The sequence below is a fragment of the Niveispirillum irakense DSM 11586 genome (assembly GCF_000429645.1).
Lineage (GTDB): Bacteria > Pseudomonadota > Alphaproteobacteria > Azospirillales > Azospirillaceae > Niveispirillum > Niveispirillum irakense.
The window spans coordinates 819,587-834,677 of the sequence record NZ_KE386933.1 but is presented as its reverse complement, the minus strand read 5'-3'; the positions used below and the strand labels follow the sequence as shown (position 1 = coordinate 834,677).

Sequence of the window (15,091 nt, the reverse complement as noted above, 5' to 3'; positions counted from 1 at the left end):
TTTTGCATGGATGATGCAACGACCTTCAGGAAACTGAACCGGCCATGACGGCCCGGCGGCGGGTTTCCTGAAAGCCGCTGCTACTATAACGTTTCAAGCGCCTGAATTAAGCCCTTGAAATCATCCGGTAACACAGTCGTGAAGCCCATCTTCACGCCCGTTGCCGGATGGATGAACTCAATGGCCGCCGCATGCAGGGCCTGGCGCGGAAAACCGGCCAGAGCCTGCTTGCCCGCCTCCGACACGCCGCGTGTGCGGCCCTGCCGGATGCGGCCATAAACCTGATCGCCCACCAGCGGATGGCCGATATGGGTCATGTGAACGCGAATCTGGTGCGTGCGGCCGGTCAGCAGCTTGCACTCCACCAGCGATGCCGCCGGCCCCAGGGCCCGCAGCAGCGTGTATCGGGTGATGGCGGGTTTGCCGCCCCGCTCCAGCACGGCCATGCGCTTACGGTCGCTGGGATGGCGGCCGATATTGCCGGTGATCTCCCCCGACCGGGGGGCGGGCACGCCCCAGACCACGGCCTGATAGGTGCGCGACAGCGACCGGTCGGCGAACTGGGCGGACAGGCCCTGATGCGCCTTATCGTTCTTCGCAACCACGATCAGGCCGCTTGTATCCTTATCCAGTCGGTGGACGATGCCGGGGCGACGCACACCGCCAATGCCCGACAGATCGGCCCCGCAATGGTGCAGCAGGGCATTGACCAGCGTGCCATCGGCATTGCCGGCCGCCGGATGGACCACCATGCCGGCTGCCTTGTCGATCACCAGCAAATCCGCATCCTCATAAATAATCGAAAGCGGGATTGCCTGGGGCTGCGGCGTCGCCGGTGCACTTGCCGGCACGGTGACATCATAGCACTGGCCCTGTTTGACCCGGCGGGAGCCGTCCTCTATGGTTTGGCCGCCTGTGGCGACATGGCCCTGCGCAATCAGCGCGGCCAGCCGTGACCGCGACAGGCCAGCAGCGGCCAGCGCGTCCGCCAGGGCCCGGTCCAGCCGTTCCCCCTCCTGGGCGGCTGCGACCATCACCTGATGGTGCGCCGGCCCGCCTGCATCGGTGGCGACATCCAGGTCACCCCCGATCAGGTCGTCATCCATATCGTCAAAGTCCAGGCCGGCCGGCAGGCCGGTGGTCTCCAACGCAGGAAGTGCGGAACGTGCGGACACTTAAAATTCTCCTTGTCATCGGGGGCTTGCTTATCGTCGCTGGCTTCGCATTCCTTGGCTTCGAAGTCTACAAACGCTCTGTCGACCCCAACCATCCGCGCAGCTTTGCCCAGCGTTTCAAAACCGAAAAGCCCTCAGACACCCCCCCCACCGGAACCAGCCCGGCACCAGCCGCGGAGGCGCCGACGATGGCGCCCCTGACCGGTCCGGCCCAGCCCCTGATTCTGCCGGCGGGTGCCGAGCTGTTGCCCGGCATTGCCAGCGTGGGTGGCCGTATCGCCCTGCAGGTACGCCAGCCCGATGGGCAGGTGCAGATTCTGCTGGTCGATCCGCGCGATGGCGCTGCAACCGTTCTGGTCACCACGACACCGTGACAAAATGGGGGACAGCCCCTTCAGGCGCGGTGACCATGGTCACATTGAAACCCATTTACAGTCGGATTGATCGTTAAATGAATTTCATGTCGGATAATGTGGCTGGCGTGGCCCCTTCCATCCTGGAAGCCATGGTCGCGGCCAATGAAGGCACCGCCCCCTCCTATGGCGCCGACCCGATCACCCGGCGAATGGAACAACGGTTCAGCGATCTGTTCGGCCGCACCGTAGCCGTCTTTCCCGTCGCCACGGGCACCGCCGCAAATGCCCTGTCCCTGGCGCAGCTTTCCCCGCCCTGGGGTGCCATCTATTGTCAGGGGGAAGCCCATATCCAGGCCGATGAATGCGGTGCGCCGGAGATGTTCACCGGCGGGGCCAAGCTGGTCCCCCTGCCAGGCGCCCATGGCAAACTGGATGCAGATACATTGAAAGAGGCGCTGGCCCGGGCCCATAAGGGCTTTGTCCATGCCGTGCAGCCGGCCGCCCTGTCACTGACCCAGGCAACAGAGGCCGGCACCGTGTATCAGCCGGCAGAGGTGGCGGCCCTGGCGGAGATCGCCCATGCCCAGGGACTGTCGGTGCATATGGATGGCGCCCGCTTCGCCAATGCCGTAGCCCACCTGGGCTGTGACCCGGCGGAGGTGACGTGGCGGACCGGGGTGGATGTGCTGTCCTTTGGCGCCACCAAGAATGGGGCCATGGCAGCCGAAGCCGTGATCTTCTTCGATCCGGCCAAGGCGGCGGATTTCGCCTATCGCCGCAAGCGCGCCGCGCATCTCTTCTCCAAGATGCGGTTCCTGTCCGCCCAGTTGGATGCCTATCTGGCCGATGGCCTGTGGCTGCGACTGGCCGGCCATGCCAATGCCATGGCAACAAAGCTGGCCGTTGGCCTGTCGGCCCTGCCCGGCGTAACGCTGGCCCATCCGGTGGAGGCGAACGAATTATTCGTGATCCTGCCGGAAACCATGATCCAGGGCCTGGAAGCCGCTGGATTTGGCTTCTATCGCTGGGACGGCTGCACCATCCGTCTGGTCACCGCCTGGAACACTGATGAACATTCCGTCACCAAACTGCTGGCGGTTGCGGCAAATCTATCTGCCAGGGGAAAATGATGGCATGGTGAAAAAAGTGCTTGATCCATACGGCCCAACCCTCTAAACACGCCTCCACCGCAGGCCCCGTCCCCATCGTCTAGAGGCCTAGGACACCGCCCTCTCACGGCGGTAACAGGGGTTCGAATCCCCTTGGGGACGCCATCCTCCGATTTCTGGTTGGATGTTCTGCGTCAGATAATTCCATATTTCACGATGAAATATCTCAGCTTATTCCAGCGTTTGTTGGATATCTGGAATGCTGCCTTCAAAGCAGTGCGCTCCACACATCACGCCTGCTGTGCCTCCGCAGACCATAGGCGAATCTGCTTATAGCGGCGGATCTGTCGGGCATTTGCGTGACGGGATCAGCCATCACATTGATAATCAAGCCCTAAAGCACACAAAATTTTGATTGGTAGGGCAGCGCTATGCTATGACGCCACCCTATCAAGTCGCCTTACGCCTTTTTCACAAATTCCGACTTCAGGTCCATCGCCCCGATCCCGTCGATCTTGCAGGCGATGTTATGGCCATTGGCACCATCCGTCAGGCGGATGCCCTTGACCTTGGTGCCGCCCTTGATGACCAGGGACGAGCCCTTGACCTTCAAATCCTTGATCACGGTCACGGTGTCGCCATCGGCCAGCACATTGCCGTTGGCATCGCGGATCACGGCATCTGTCGTCTCTTCCGCGCCAGCGGCATCCGGGTTCCATTCATGGCCGCATTCCGGGCACATCCATAGGCTACCGTCCTGATAGACATGCCCCGAGGAGCATTGAGGGCAGGTCAGGTTGTCGGTCAAAGAAGTCACTCCAGCTCGGTGATAAATCGGGAATTTCTTTCCTTTTTATAGAGCTACAACATTCAAAATGTAAAAATCCACAGAAAACAGTGCTTTCATTTTTTTGGGATTTCCATTTCATCGTTAACTTTTCTGAGAGAGATTGATAAGTTAGTTCGCCTGATTAATCAAAATGAGGAAAATCCGTTGCAAAAGAGGTAATTTTTATTATAGTAAATAAAATTTAAATCGAAAATAGAATTAACATGACAAAAAAGATCTTCATAAATTTCATCCTCTTCGTCACATTAATTTCACCCGCGCACAGTTTTTGTCATTATCGTGGCGTAGACTATGCAAAGACAACAATTGCGCAGGAATTCACGGATTCAAAGTGGGTTGTTCGCGCAAAACTAATCGCCGCAGATTATCATTGGTCAGACGAAGACGATTCCTGGACCCTCTATAAACTCGAAACCATGGAGAGTTATAAGGGGAATTTGCCAATGAAATTCACGCTATTTACGGAACGAAATAGCGGCGGATTTTATCTGAATGAGGAGAGGGGCTCACCTGATCTAGGCAGTGAGTATCTACTTTTCTTAGCACCCAGCCCTTGGCCGGAAACAGACCCGCCCGCCGCCAAAGGGGCCTTGTCCATCAACTATAGTTGCGGCCAGTCGAAATCCTGGTCAAAAGTCACACAGACGGAAGCAGAAGAGCTTCGGACCCTCGCAAAACGGCGTTAATACGATATTTGGACGACAATCATCACCATGGCTGAGAATATTGACGGGTGATCAATATCCTCAGCCGCTGGTATCAGACGCCCCTCATTCCCACTCAATCGTGCCCGGCGGCTTGCTGGTGATGTCGTAGGTCACCCGGTTGATGCCGCGCACCTCGTTGATGATGCGGGTGGCGACGCGGCCCAGGAAGCCATGGTCGAACGGATAATAATCCGCCGTCATGCCATCCACCGAGGTCACGGCGCGCAGGGCGCAGGCGTAGTCATAGGTACGGCCATCGCCCATCACGCCCACCGTGCGCACCGGCAGCAGCACGGCAAAGGCCTGCCAGATGGCATCATAGAGGCCGGCATTGCGGATTTCTTCCAGATAGACCGTGTCCGCCTTGCGCAGGATTTCCAGCTTCTCCCGCGTGATCTCACCGGGGATGCGGATGGCCAGGCCAGGCCCTGGGAACGGGTGGCGGCCGACGAAGCTGTGCGGCAGGCCCAGTTCCCGGCCCAGTGCGCGCACCTCATCCTTGAACAGTTCGCGCAGCGGCTCGACCAGTTTCAGCTTCATGCGGTCGGGCAGACCGCCGACATTATGATGCGACTTGATGGTGACCGACGGACCACCGGTGAAGGACACGCTTTCGATCACATCCGGGTAGAGCGTGCCCTGGGCCAGGAACTCGGCACCGCCGATCTTGGCGGCTTCCGCATCGAACACCTCGATGAACAGGCGGCCGATGATCTTGCGCTTCTGTTCGGGATCGGAAACGCCTTCCAGCTGGCCCAGGAACATGTCGGACGCATCCACATGCACCAGCGGGATGTTGTAATGGTCGCGGAACAGGGTGACCACCTGATCGGCCTCGCCCGCACGCATCAGGCCGGTATCCACGAAGATACAGGTCAACTGAGCACCAATCGCCTCATGGATCAGCACGGCGGCGACGGAGCTGTCCACCCCGCCCGACAGGCCGCAGATCACCTTGGAGGAACCGACCTGGTCGCGGATGCGGGCCACGGCTTCGGCGCGGAAGGCGGCCATGGTCCAGTCGCCCTTCAGGCCCGCCACCTTGAACAGGAAATTGCGGATCAGCGCGTCGCCATGCGGGGTGTGATACACTTCCGGGTGGAACTGCACGGCATAGAAGCGGCGGGTATCGTCGGCGATGATGGCATAGGGCGCGCCTTCCGACGTGGCGACGATGCGGAAACCTTCCGGCAGCTTCGTTACCCGGTCGCCATGGCTCATCCATACCTGCTCGCGGGCACCGACATGCCAGGGACCGTCGAACAGGGCGCAATCATCCTTCACATCCACAAAGGCGCGGCCAAATTCACGGGTGTCACCCGGCTCCACCTTGCCACCAAGCTGTTCGCACATGGTCTGCTGGCCATAACAGATGCCGAAGACCGGCACGCCCAGCGTCCACACCGCATCATGGGCACGGGGGCTGCCGGCTTCCGTCACGCTGGCCGGGCCACCGGAAAGGATGATGGCGCGCGGGGCAAAGGCGCGGATGCGTTCCTCCCCGGCACTGAACGGGATGATTTCGCAATAAATGCCGGCTTCGCGCACGCGCCGCGCGATCAACTGCGTCACTTGCGAGCCGAAATCCAGGATCAGGACGCGGTCGGGATGGGCGGCGATGTCGGGAGCGGCGGCGGCCATGGCGCATTTTCCTGGGCGGGTGGAACGGAGAATGCGGCGCAACCTAACCAACCAGCCTCGCCACGACAAGGCGCACATAAGCAAGGCTGCCCCTTGCCATGTCAGGACCGGCAGGGCAGGAGCAGCAGGCACCAGCCCCAAACATTTCTTGACATCTCCTTTCATGCGTAAGAAAAACCTTACACATGAAACATGATCTACAGATTGCCGAAACGACATGTGATGGGGCGCAGGTTCTGGCGGCGCTGGCAGCGCTGGCCAACCCGCACCGCTTGCGTATCGTGGCGCGGCTGGCAGATGGCGAACGGCACTATGTCAGTCAGTTGGCACGCGAGATCGGTATCAGCCGGCCGTTACTGCATCTCCATATGCAGAAACTGCTGGAAGCCGGGTTGGTCACATCGCGGCTGGAATTGTCCGATGATGGCAAGGCTTTGAACTATCTGGAACTGGCACCTTTCCACCTGAGCCTGACGGCGGAATCTATCCGCCATTGCGTGAAAAGCCTGCCGGCGCCGGGGGACACAGGGGAATAAAGGGGAACGAACATGGCCGATGATACTTATCTCTATTCCGTTTTTTGGTTCGTGGTGCTGATCGTGTCTGTCTTCGCCATGCAGATGATCAGCAATGTAGTCAAGGCACGCGCCAAGATGGCCGAGGAAGATGGCTACCGCCAGTTGGCCGAACGCGCCGTCATGGCCCTGGAACACCAGACCGACAGTATCAACGCCCTGCGCAACGACCTGTCGGCTGCGCGGGCATCGCTGGCCAATGTCGAGAAAATCCTGAAACAGGTGGGCTGAACATTATGAAAATGATCTCCCCCTGGCGACTGAATATCCTTCGAGCCGCCTATCTGCTGCTGGCATTGGGTGCCGGTTATCTGAACTGGTCACAAATCCTGGACCCGGCCCGCGAATGGGACATGATGGAAGGCATCGTGGTCATCATGCTGGGAGCTATGTCGCTGCTGGCCCTGTTGGGCCTGCGCCAACCGCTGCGCATGCTGCCCTTGATGCTGTGGGAAATCACCTGGAAGCTGATCTGGCTGGCCCGCGTCGCCCTGCCCGCTGTCCTGGCGGATCAGGTAAGCGACGGGGTGGCGGCGAACATGGTGGCCTGCGGGCTGGTGATTATATTGATCGCTGCCACACCCTGGGACCATGTCTGGCGCACCTACCTGCGCGGGCCGACAGAGGCATGGCGATAAGGCTCATCCCTTCGTCGTCAATACGGTATAGGCAACAGGCCTGTTGACCAGAACGGTCGGATTTTCCCGCCGCATCGCCTTGTCATTGGGGATGACCACCCGCCCCTGATCGTCCGCCGTCAAGACACGTTCCCCCTTGGGGCCCGACAAGGTAACACGGCAATCCATCCCACAATGGAAGCGGATCGCCTTGGCCGACGGTGCCACAAAGGACAGAACCCCGGCCTCCTTGTCGATCAGCTTGTTAAACTGCTCGAAGGCCGCCACGATCTCTGCATAGGGGAAACGATCCCCTTCCGGCAGCTTCATCCCGATCTGGGCACGGATGCGGTAATTCTTCTCCGGCTGGTTGACCTCGACCATCGCGCCTTCCTTCACCCAGGCCGGGTTGAAAGGCATCATAAATTCATTATCCGTGGTGACGGGCACCTCAGTCACCCCTTCCCGCGTTGCAATGCGGATGCGGATTGGGTCGATCAGTGTTTTACCATCCTGGGCCAGCAAGGTCGTGCGCAGCACCAGCCGGTCGCGATCCTTTTTGTCATAGAACCGGACGAGTTCACTATAGAACTCCTCATATGGTTCCTGATGTACGGCGGGTTGCTGGGCAAAGGCCACAGGGGCCACAGTTGCGGTCAGCAAAGCCGCAATGGCAAAACGGGGCAGACCCTTCATCCAATATTCTCCCTATCCATTTTTGGCCAATCCATCATCCGGAACGCTTCAGCCCAAAGGATTGATGGGAAATACATCGACGCGGCCCTTCTCGGCCACCAAAAGGCTGGATTCCGCCACTTCCGTCCAATGCGCGGAATCCTCGTCCAGCGGTTCAGACAGGACCAGAACACCGTCCTTACCACCTTCCAGATTCAAGCGGCCATCACGGCAGCCGCCCACATGGCCACTTGCCCAGTACAGGCTGGGCGACTTGCCGTCGCTGGACCACCGTAACGCATAAAGCTGCCTGCCGTTGCTGCAGGCCGCCGTCATGCGGAAAGGTTCATCCACATTTTCCTTCCGCATCATGCCCATGATCTGGGCAATGGTCAGGGCGAACGCGCTCTGGGGATCTTCCTCCAGGCCATTGCCCAGCGCCAGATAGAAGAACGCCTCACTATCGGTTGATCCTTCCCGATGGCGATAAAGATCGCGCCGGATGGCACCTTCCACATCCTGGCGCACCATCGGCCAACCACCGATCTGGCCATTATGCATGAAAAGCCAATCCCCGTAGCGGAAGGGATGGCAGTTCAACCGCGCCGTCGCCGTACCTGTGGAGGCCCGGACATGGGCGAAAAACAAAGGCGACCGGATTTGCTCAGACAGTGAACGCAGATTGGCATCCGACCAGGCCGGCATCGTATCACGGTAAAGGCCGGGCCTGGGCAGGTCACCGTACCAACCCAGACCAAACCCATCGCCATTGGTCGGCACGACACTGCGTTGGGCGGAAAGGGATTGCCTGATTAGGGAGTTACGCGGCTGGAACAGTAACGTGTCCATCGCAATCGGCACACCTGTATAAGCCAGCCAGCGGCACATTCCGCGCCATCCCCTCTCATCTCCGGACCCCAGGATCACAATCCCAGGAGACATTCCACACTAAGCAGGCGCCTGTGGCGGAACAAGGGCAGTGGTAGACCACCCGAAGGGAGCAAGCCATAAAGGTTAAACCCAAAAGCCCGGAACCCGGATAGCTGGTTTGCCGTTTATCCCTGTGTGAATGCCGCACAACCCCATCGGGGGCGGCGCCAGATCAACGGAGGACCACCATGAGCAAGGAAAATATCAAGGGCAAGTTCAACGAAGCCAAGGGTGAGGTGAAGCAGGCCGTGGGGAAGGCCACCGATAATCAGCGCCTGGTCAATGAAGGGACTGCCGACAAGGCCAAGGGCAAGGTGCAACAGGTGGCCGGCCATACCAAGGACGCCATCCGCGATGTGACCCGCTAACGGTGGAATGATGCACGACGGTTCCGCCTTGAACCTCGTCGAGATGACGCCGGACGGTCTTACGTCCGGCGTCATTCCGTTGCAGGACACGCCCCCCCCTCCTGCCCCGTCAGATAGCGACCAGGCAGGGTCTCTGCTCCGCCCTGGCGATACCTGCTGGCGGGTGGAGCGGGCGGATAGAATGGCCGTCATCGTCGATGCGCAGGATTATTTCCGCACCCTCAAACATGCCCTGCTTAACGCACGCCATCAGGTGCTGCTGATCGCATGGGATTTCGATACCCGGATCAGACTGGAACCGGATAAGGACCAGCCAACACCCAAGGGAGCCCCGGATAAGCTGGGGCGCTATCTGGCATGGTTGATCCGGGGCCGCCCCGATCTGCAGGTTCATGTGCTGAAATGGCGCTTCAGCGGCCTGTGGGGCCTGATGCGGGGCATGACACCGCTTTGGATACTCAATCTCATGAGTGGGCGGCGCCTGCATTACCGTGTGGCGTCAGACCATCCCCTGGGCGCCTGCCACCACCAGAAGATTGTAGTGATTGATGATAGGATCGCCTTTTGCGGCGGCATTGATATTACCGCAGAGCGATGGGACACGCGCGGCCATCTGGATGATGACCCTCGACGCCGTGGCCCCGGCCCCAAGCTGTACGAGCCGTACCATGACATGACAGCCATCGTGGATGGTGACGCGGCAAAATCCTTAGGCGATCTGGCGCGATTACGCTGGTTCCACGCTACGGGTGAGAAATTACCCGTCCCGCCGCGTGACGCTGATGAGAAAGATGTGTGGCCGGAAAAACTGCAATCCCTGTTCGATTGCCCCATGGTTGGCATTGCCCGCACCCAGCCCGCTTTCAGCGGACAGGAAGAGGCGGTGGAAATCGAACGGCTGTGGATTGCCGCCATCCGCGCCGCCAAACGACATATCTATATAGAGGCGCAGTATTTCGCCTGTCGCCGGATCGGCAAGGCCTTGGTCGAAAGACTGGAGGAGCCGGACGGCCCCGAAATCGTCGTGATCAATCCCACTGTTGCCAATGGCTGGCTGGAAGAAGCCGCAATGGGAAGGGCCCGCGACCATATCATGAATGCGCTTTGTGCCCTGGACCCGGACGGCAAACGATTCGCCTGCTACGCGCCGGTCACACCGAAGGGCATACGCATCTATGTGCATGCCAAGCTGCTGATCGTGGATGATCAGATTCTGCGGATCGGTTCTTCCAACATGAATAACCGTTCCATGGGGGTGGATACGGAATGCGATCTGGCCGTCGCCCTGGGACGGGACAGCGCGGATGAAGAGGGCCGCGTCCGCCTGCGGGCATTACGCGACGGGCTTATTGCTGAACATCTGGGCATCTCCCTGCCCCTCGCCGCCCGTACGATCGACGAAAAGGGCAGCCTGATCGCTGCAATCGAAGCCTTGCGGCAGCCAAAGGGCAAAACCCTGATTCCTGTGAATTGCCAGGAGGTGAATGCTGCGGAAACCTATCTGGTGGAACAAGCCTTGCTGGATCCGGAGCGGCCGCGCTTTCCCTTCCAATCTTTCTTCCATCGCCTGGATTGGGGATGGGCGCGGCGCCGGCGGGCACGGCGCATGAAGCGGGATGGTCACAGCCTTCGTTAAAATCTCAAAACCTGCGCCCATGCCCAGACGGTCTGCCACACCGTTGTAGGGCGCAACGGTGTGGTGATTGCCTGGAAGGGGGGCCGGGGTTATGGTGCGCCCGCCTTTGTGAAGGTTTGGCGACGCCGGCTATCGGCGGCGCCGCTCACCCCTTTTCTTCCACCGAAAGACGGGCAGCACGACATGAAGCTGATCGCCGGCAACAGCAATCAGCCCTTGGCTGAAGCCATCTCCCAGTGCCTTGAAGTCCCGCTGACCAAGGCCACCATCCGGCGGTTTGCCGATAACGAGATCTTCGTTGAGATCAACGAGAATGTCCGCGGTGAGGATGTTTTCGTGATCCAGTCGACCTCGGCCCCGGCAAACGACCATCTGATGGAACTGCTGGTGACGATTGATGCGCTGCGCCGGGGCTCCGCCCGCCGTATCACGGCGGTGCTGCCCTACTATGGCTATGCCCGTCAGGACCGCAAGACCGGCCCGCGCACGCCGATCTCCGCCAAGCTGGTCGCCAATCTGGTGACGACCGCCGGTGCCGACCGCGTGCTGACGCTGGACCTGCATGCCGGCCAGATCCAGGGCTTCTTCGACATTCCGCTGGATAATCTGGTGGCTGGTGGCGTGTTCACCAAGGATATCCAGGACAAGATCCAGGGCGGCAATCTGATGGTTGTCTCCCCCGACGTGGGTGGCGTGGTGCGCGCCCGCGCCATCGCCAGCCGGTTGAATGCCGATCTGGCCATCATCGACAAGCGCCGTGAACGCGCCGGCGTGTCGGAAGTGATGAATGTGATCGGCGATGTCTCCGGCCGTGACTGCATCCTGATCGACGATATCGTCGACAGCGCCGGCACCCTGTGCAACGCCGCCATGGCACTGAAGGAACGGGGCGCCACCTCCGTCCGCGCCTATGTCACCCACGGCGTCCTGTCCGGTGGGGCTGTGGACCGCGTTGCCAAGTCGCCGTTGGATGAGTTGGTGACCACTGACAGCATCGTGGCCACGGAAGCGGTCCGCAATTCTCGCAATATCCGCCAGCTTTCCATCGCCCGCCTGATGGCAGACGCAATTGAACGCATCAGCAACGAACGGTCGGTATCCAGCCTGTTCGACTGATCCGTAAAACCCTGGTGGGGTTCATAAAAGGCGGTGGGTGAAAACCTGCCGCCTTTTATTTTGCGGGGAGTTGAAGGGACGGCGACTACCCTCGCCGCCCCTTCCCCCTATTGGCATAGGGCGCAATCAATGCGCCTGACTGTTGGATTGTACGATCACACCGTACCAGCCCAGGCCGCGATAGGTTTCATAGCCGGGCGTCAGCGCAAAGCCGACCAGACGCCCGAACTTGTCCACATAATGGCCCATGGGCTGGCCCTGTGTGTTCAGCGGGAATGTTTCCGTCAACTGCCCCCGCCCGTCAGACGAAGAGATGACCCGGCCGGCTGCATCCACCAGAAGGCACCGGGTGGTCGCTTCCTCGCTCCGGTCCAGGCGGACACCAGTGGTCACGGCACGAGCCTGCGGCTCCCAGTCAAAGAAGATGCCCATGGCACCGATGACCTCACCATCCACGGCACCGTCACGACGCACGGCGGTGGAATAGGTTGCGACCGTGCGGCCATCCAGAACCGTATTGGTCGTCACGTCCGTGACGGCGAAATCGGAGCCGTCACGGGTGGACAAGGCCTGACGGAACCAAGTCTCATTAGCCACATTGGTGCCGACTGCATGCGGGAAGCGACGCGGGCGGCCCGTCGCAATCACCCTTCCATTCCGGTCCGCCACCCAGAGGTCAAGATAGACCGTATAGCTGTCCAGAATCACACCCAGACGGGAACTGGCGAAAACAGCGGCTTCCGCTGTGGGATGGGCCACGCAATCCACCACGGCCTTGTCCGTCGCCCACCAGCGGACATCACAAGACCGCTCATAAAGATTCCGGTCGATAATCTCGATCATGTTCAAAGCGAGATCGGCCAGACGCTGCCCCCGGAAGCGGACCATCAGGTCTTCGCCCACCGTGGCCATACGATCGACCAATTGCCCAATTTCGGAGCGCAGTTCGCTGGCGACCACGCTGACCTGCCGGGAGATGGAATTGACTTCGTTCGCGACCACCGCGAACCCCCGCCCGGCATCACCGGCCCGGCCGGCCTCAATCAAAGCGTTGAACGCCAGCATTTTCGTGGTGCGGTTGATATCTTCGATGGCCGATACCTTCTGGCTGGCCACATCCAGGACATTCCGCGTCAGGTCGATAAGGCTGTTATCCATGAGACGCCTCTTTATATGCACCGCACAAGCTATCGAGCAGATGCAAAGGGCGTGCCCATCTTTAAGGAATGCTTAACCCATTGACACTTCACGAAAGTGAAATGTCTTCATAAAGATACTTAATTTCCGCTTTGGCGAAGGAAACAGCAATACCCGTGCTACCGCCTACGAATTGTGCAGATGAAGGGGAAGCCAACCGCAATATGCGCCCAGGTAAGAGAATTTCCTATTCAGTCAATAGTATTGTTGCATTGCATGACCGCCCTGCGGACAAGAAAAGGGCGGCACCGGAACCGATGCCGCCCTTTTGGAAACACCTATGCGTGCCTTATGGGCTTAACGGCAGAACGGCGGCAGGGGCTGGGAGCCCGCAGCCTGCTCCATAACGCCAGCCACGCGCAGTACCGTTTCCTCATCAAACGGACGGCCAATAAGCTGCAGGCCCAGCGGCAGCCCATCCGACGCCAGCCCTGCGGGAACCGAAATGCCCGGCAGGCCCGCCAGGCTGGCCGGCACCGTGAACACGTCGTTCAGGTACATGGCAATCGGGTCGTCCTGCTTCTCGCCAATGGCGAAAGCCGTGCTGGGCGCCGTCGGCGTCAGGATGATGTCGCACTGCTCGTAAGCCTTGGTGAAATCCTCGGCAATACGGGCACGAACCTTCTGCGCCTTCAGGTAATAGGCGTCGTAATAGCCGGCCGACAGCACATAGGTGCCGATCATGATACGGCGTCGCACTTCCTTGCCGAAGCCTTCACCGCGCGTATTCTCATACATTTCCTGCAAGTCCTTGCCCTCGACGCGCAGGCCGAAGCGCACGCCATCGTACCGGGCGAGGTTGGAGGAGCATTCCGCCGGGGCCACGACATAATAGGTGGCCAGCGCATATTTGGTGTGCGGCAGGCTGATTTCCACCGGCACAGCGCCGGCGGCCTTCAACCATTCAATGCCCTGCTGCCAGACGCGCTCGATCTCCGCCGGCATGCCCTCCACCCGGTATTCCTTGGGAATGCCGACGCGCAGGCCGCGGATATCACCGGTCAAGGCTGCCTCAAAATTGGGCACAGGCATATTGACCGAGGTGCTGTCCTTCGCATCGAAGCCGGCCATGCTCTGCAGCATGATGGCGGCGTCGCGTACCGTGCGGGTCATCGGACCCGCCTGATCCAGCGAGGAGGCGAAGGCCACCGTGCCCCAGCGGGAGCAACGGCCATAGGTCGGCTTCAGCCCGACAATGCCGGTAAAGCTGGCCGGCTGACGGATGGAGCCGCCGGTATCGGTACCGGTGGCGGCAATGGCGAAGCGGCCGGAGACGGAGGCAGCCGAACCGCCGGAGGAGCCGCCGGGCACCAGCTTGCGCGCTTCCGCCGCCGGGTCCTTGCCCGACCAGGGGTTCAGCACCGGGCCGTAATAGCTGGTGATATTGGCCGAACCCATGGCGAATTCGTCCAGGTTCAGCTTGCCCAGCATCACGGCGCCATCGCGGAACAGGTTGGCGGTGATGGTGCTTTCATAGGCCGGCTTGAAGCCGTCCAGGATGTGGCTGGCGGCCGTGGTCAGCACGCCCTTGGTGCAGAACAGATCCTTGATGCCCAGCGGCATCCCGTCCATCGGGCCGTTATTGCCGGCGGCATAGCGCGCATCGGACGCCTTGGCCTGTTCCAGGGCGATTTCGGGCGTTTCGGTGATGAAGGCGTTCAGCGGACGGGCCGCTTCCACTGCCTTCACATATTCCTCGGTCAGTTCGACCGCGGTGAATTCCCGCTTCTTCAGCCCGTCCAGGGCCTCGGACATCGACAGGTGGGTCAGATTGGTCATTATTCGACGACCTTGGGCACGGAGAAGAAATGTTCGGCGGCGTCGGGGGCGTTCAGCACCACGGCATCGGGGTAGCCGCCATCGGTCACCTGATCGGGGCGGCGACGCAGGGTTTGCGCCGCGACCGAGGTCATCGGCGCGACCCCATCCGTATCGACCTCGCCAAGCTGTTCGACCCAGCCGAGCAGCTTGTTCAACTCCTCCGCCAGATGCGCCTGTTCCTCTTCCGGCACCTTGATGCGGGCGAGGTGGGCGATCTTTGCCACGGTCTTGGCGTCCAGGGTGGCCTTGTCCTGCGACATGGTGCTAAATCTCGTCATAGCTGCGGGCGTGTTGCCCCGGCCGCCCACATCAGGAAAC

17 protein-coding genes and 1 tRNA gene are annotated in these 15,091 nt (G+C 60.4%); 10 read left to right on the top strand and 8 right to left on the bottom strand.

Annotated features, from left to right (window positions below; all coding sequences use genetic code 11):
* Window positions 1–83: 83 nt before the first annotated feature.
* The gene (locus G473_RS0117975; RefSeq protein ID WP_245580103.1) at window positions 84–1,175 is read right to left on the bottom strand and encodes an RluA family pseudouridine synthase; all 1,092 of its coding nucleotides are present in this window, start codon (window positions 1,173–1,175) and stop codon (window positions 84–86) included.
* A 188-nt stretch (window positions 1,176–1,363) separates the two neighbouring features.
* Between G473_RS0117975 and G473_RS30430 the strand changes: the two genes are divergently transcribed.
* From G473_RS30430 to G473_RS0117960, 3 genes are all read left to right on the top strand, one after another.
* Complete coding sequence (locus tag G473_RS30430; protein WP_154667456.1) at window positions 1,364–1,549, top strand: hypothetical protein; 186 nt, start codon at window positions 1,364–1,366, stop codon at window positions 1,547–1,549.
* A gap of 77 nt (window positions 1,550–1,626) precedes the next feature.
* Window positions 1,627–2,661 (top strand): threonine aldolase family protein, encoded by a 1,035-nt coding sequence (locus G473_RS0117965; protein ID WP_029014245.1) that lies wholly within the window; start codon window positions 1,627–1,629, stop codon window positions 2,659–2,661.
* A gap of 68 nt (window positions 2,662–2,729) precedes the next feature.
* Window positions 2,730–2,805: transfer RNA gene (locus tag G473_RS0117960), tRNA-Glu, on the top strand.
* A gap of 295 nt (window positions 2,806–3,100) precedes the next feature.
* On the opposite strand, the gene G473_RS0117955 is transcribed toward G473_RS0117960, so the two are convergent.
* Window positions 3,101–3,448 carry a zinc ribbon domain-containing protein YjdM gene (locus tag G473_RS0117955; protein WP_029014244.1) on the bottom strand — a complete coding sequence of 116 codons (348 nt, stop codon included), beginning with the start codon at window positions 3,446–3,448 and terminating at the stop codon, window positions 3,101–3,103.
* A 245-nt stretch (window positions 3,449–3,693) separates the two neighbouring features.
* Here G473_RS0117955 and G473_RS30425 point away from each other — a divergent pair, with 245 nt between their 5' ends.
* Window positions 3,694–4,176 carry a hypothetical protein gene (locus tag G473_RS30425; protein ID WP_154667455.1) on the top strand — a complete coding sequence of 161 codons (483 nt, stop codon included), beginning with the start codon at window positions 3,694–3,696 and terminating at the stop codon, window positions 4,174–4,176.
* Window positions 4,177–4,260: 84 nt separating this feature from the next.
* Here the strand turns inward: G473_RS30425 and guaA are convergent, their stop codons facing one another.
* Window positions 4,261–5,838: a glutamine-hydrolyzing GMP synthase gene (gene guaA, locus G473_RS0117950; protein WP_029014243.1), complete on the bottom strand. Its 1,578-nt coding sequence runs from the start codon at window positions 5,836–5,838 to the stop codon at window positions 4,261–4,263.
* A gap of 185 nt (window positions 5,839–6,023) precedes the next feature.
* Between guaA and G473_RS0117945 the strand changes: the two genes are divergently transcribed.
* From G473_RS0117945 to G473_RS0117935, 3 genes are read left to right on the top strand one after another with little or no spacing between them, the layout of a single operon-like run.
* Window positions 6,024–6,374: an ArsR/SmtB family transcription factor gene (locus G473_RS0117945; RefSeq protein WP_051330406.1), complete on the top strand. Its 351-nt coding sequence runs from the start codon at window positions 6,024–6,026 to the stop codon at window positions 6,372–6,374.
* 12 nt (window positions 6,375–6,386) lie between these two features.
* The gene (locus G473_RS0117940) at window positions 6,387–6,644 is read left to right on the top strand and encodes a hypothetical protein (RefSeq protein ID WP_029014241.1); all 258 of its coding nucleotides are present in this window, start codon (window positions 6,387–6,389) and stop codon (window positions 6,642–6,644) included.
* Window positions 6,645–6,649: 5 nt separating this feature from the next.
* Window positions 6,650–7,051 carry a hypothetical protein gene (locus G473_RS0117935; RefSeq protein ID WP_035707653.1) on the top strand — a complete coding sequence of 134 codons (402 nt, stop codon included), beginning with the start codon at window positions 6,650–6,652 and terminating at the stop codon, window positions 7,049–7,051.
* A 3-nt stretch (window positions 7,052–7,054) separates the two neighbouring features.
* Here the strand turns inward: G473_RS0117935 and G473_RS0117930 are convergent, their stop codons facing one another.
* Together G473_RS0117930 and G473_RS0117925 are read right to left on the bottom strand one after the other, a co-directional pair.
* A complete protein-coding gene (locus G473_RS0117930) occupies window positions 7,055–7,726 on the bottom strand; it encodes a DUF2987 domain-containing protein (RefSeq protein WP_029014239.1) in 672 nt (223 codons plus the stop codon).
* A 48-nt stretch (window positions 7,727–7,774) separates the two neighbouring features.
* Window positions 7,775–8,593: a class II glutamine amidotransferase gene (locus G473_RS0117925; RefSeq protein ID WP_029014238.1), complete on the bottom strand. Its 819-nt coding sequence runs from the start codon at window positions 8,591–8,593 to the stop codon at window positions 7,775–7,777.
* A gap of 230 nt (window positions 8,594–8,823) precedes the next feature.
* Between G473_RS0117925 and G473_RS0117920 the strand changes: the two genes are divergently transcribed.
* The 3 genes from G473_RS0117920 (at window position 8,824) to G473_RS0117910 (ending at window position 11,755) form a co-directional block, all read left to right on the top strand.
* Window positions 8,824–9,003, top strand: a complete 180-nt coding sequence (locus tag G473_RS0117920; RefSeq protein WP_029014237.1) for a CsbD family protein — start codon at window positions 8,824–8,826, stop codon at window positions 9,001–9,003.
* Window positions 9,004–9,010: 7 nt separating this feature from the next.
* The gene (locus tag G473_RS0117915; RefSeq protein ID WP_245580100.1) at window positions 9,011–10,639 is read left to right on the top strand and encodes a phospholipase D-like domain-containing protein; all 1,629 of its coding nucleotides are present in this window, start codon (window positions 9,011–9,013) and stop codon (window positions 10,637–10,639) included.
* A gap of 183 nt (window positions 10,640–10,822) precedes the next feature.
* Window positions 10,823–11,755, top strand: coding sequence for a ribose-phosphate pyrophosphokinase (locus G473_RS0117910; protein ID WP_029014235.1), 933 nt, complete (start codon window positions 10,823–10,825; stop codon window positions 11,753–11,755).
* Window positions 11,756–11,881: 126 nt separating this feature from the next.
* Here the strand turns inward: G473_RS0117910 and G473_RS0117905 are convergent, their stop codons facing one another.
* The 3 genes from G473_RS0117905 to gatC all read right to left on the bottom strand — a co-directional run bounded on the left by G473_RS0117905 (window position 11,882) and on the right by gatC (window position 15,033).
* The gene (locus G473_RS0117905; protein WP_035707650.1) at window positions 11,882–12,913 is read right to left on the bottom strand and encodes a methyl-accepting chemotaxis protein; all 1,032 of its coding nucleotides are present in this window, start codon (window positions 12,911–12,913) and stop codon (window positions 11,882–11,884) included.
* A 336-nt stretch (window positions 12,914–13,249) separates the two neighbouring features.
* The gene (gatA, locus tag G473_RS0117900; RefSeq protein ID WP_029014233.1) at window positions 13,250–14,731 is read right to left on the bottom strand and encodes an Asp-tRNA(Asn)/Glu-tRNA(Gln) amidotransferase subunit GatA; all 1,482 of its coding nucleotides are present in this window, start codon (window positions 14,729–14,731) and stop codon (window positions 13,250–13,252) included.
* Window positions 14,731–15,033: an Asp-tRNA(Asn)/Glu-tRNA(Gln) amidotransferase subunit GatC gene (gatC, locus tag G473_RS0117895; protein WP_029014232.1), complete on the bottom strand. Its 303-nt coding sequence runs from the start codon at window positions 15,031–15,033 to the stop codon at window positions 14,731–14,733. Before gatC ends, gatA begins: the two co-directional genes overlap by 1 nt.
* Between the last annotated feature and the right edge of the window lie 58 nt (window positions 15,034–15,091).

Bases quoted from the DNA above. Each gene is read 5' to 3' on its own strand.
- G473_RS0117910 (WP_029014235.1), top strand. From the start codon at position 10,823: ATGAAGCTGATCGCCGGCAACAGCAATCAGCCCTTGGCTGAAGCCATC.
- G473_RS0117940 (WP_029014241.1), top strand. From the start codon at position 6,387: ATGGCCGATGATACTTATCTCTATTCCGTTTTTTGGTTCGTGGTGCTG.
- G473_RS0117930 (WP_029014239.1), bottom strand. From the start codon at position 7,726: ATGAAGGGTCTGCCCCGTTTTGCCATTGCGGCTTTGCTGACCGCAACT.
- G473_RS30430 (WP_154667456.1), top strand. From the start codon at position 1,364: ATGGCGCCCCTGACCGGTCCGGCCCAGCCCCTGATTCTGCCGGCGGGT.
- gatC (WP_029014232.1), bottom strand. From the start codon at position 15,033: ATGTCGCAGGACAAGGCCACCCTGGACGCCAAGACCGTGGCAAAGATC.
- G473_RS0117915 (WP_245580100.1), top strand. From the start codon at position 9,011: ATGATGCACGACGGTTCCGCCTTGAACCTCGTCGAGATGACGCCGGAC.
- G473_RS0117945 (WP_051330406.1), top strand. From the start codon at position 6,024: ATGAAACATGATCTACAGATTGCCGAAACGACATGTGATGGGGCGCAG.
- G473_RS30425 (WP_154667455.1), top strand. From the start codon at position 3,694: ATGACAAAAAAGATCTTCATAAATTTCATCCTCTTCGTCACATTAATT.
- G473_RS0117920 (WP_029014237.1), top strand. From the start codon at position 8,824: ATGAGCAAGGAAAATATCAAGGGCAAGTTCAACGAAGCCAAGGGTGAG.
- G473_RS0117905 (WP_035707650.1), bottom strand. From the start codon at position 12,913: ATGGATAACAGCCTTATCGACCTGACGCGGAATGTCCTGGATGTGGCC.
- G473_RS0117925 (WP_029014238.1), bottom strand. From the start codon at position 8,593: ATGTGCCGCTGGCTGGCTTATACAGGTGTGCCGATTGCGATGGACACG.
- G473_RS0117965 (WP_029014245.1), top strand. From the start codon at position 1,627: ATGAATTTCATGTCGGATAATGTGGCTGGCGTGGCCCCTTCCATCCTG.
- G473_RS0117935 (WP_035707653.1), top strand. From the start codon at position 6,650: ATGAAAATGATCTCCCCCTGGCGACTGAATATCCTTCGAGCCGCCTAT.
- gatA (WP_029014233.1), bottom strand. From the start codon at position 14,731: ATGACCAATCTGACCCACCTGTCGATGTCCGAGGCCCTGGACGGGCTG.
- guaA (WP_029014243.1), bottom strand. From the start codon at position 5,838: ATGGCCGCCGCCGCTCCCGACATCGCCGCCCATCCCGACCGCGTCCTG.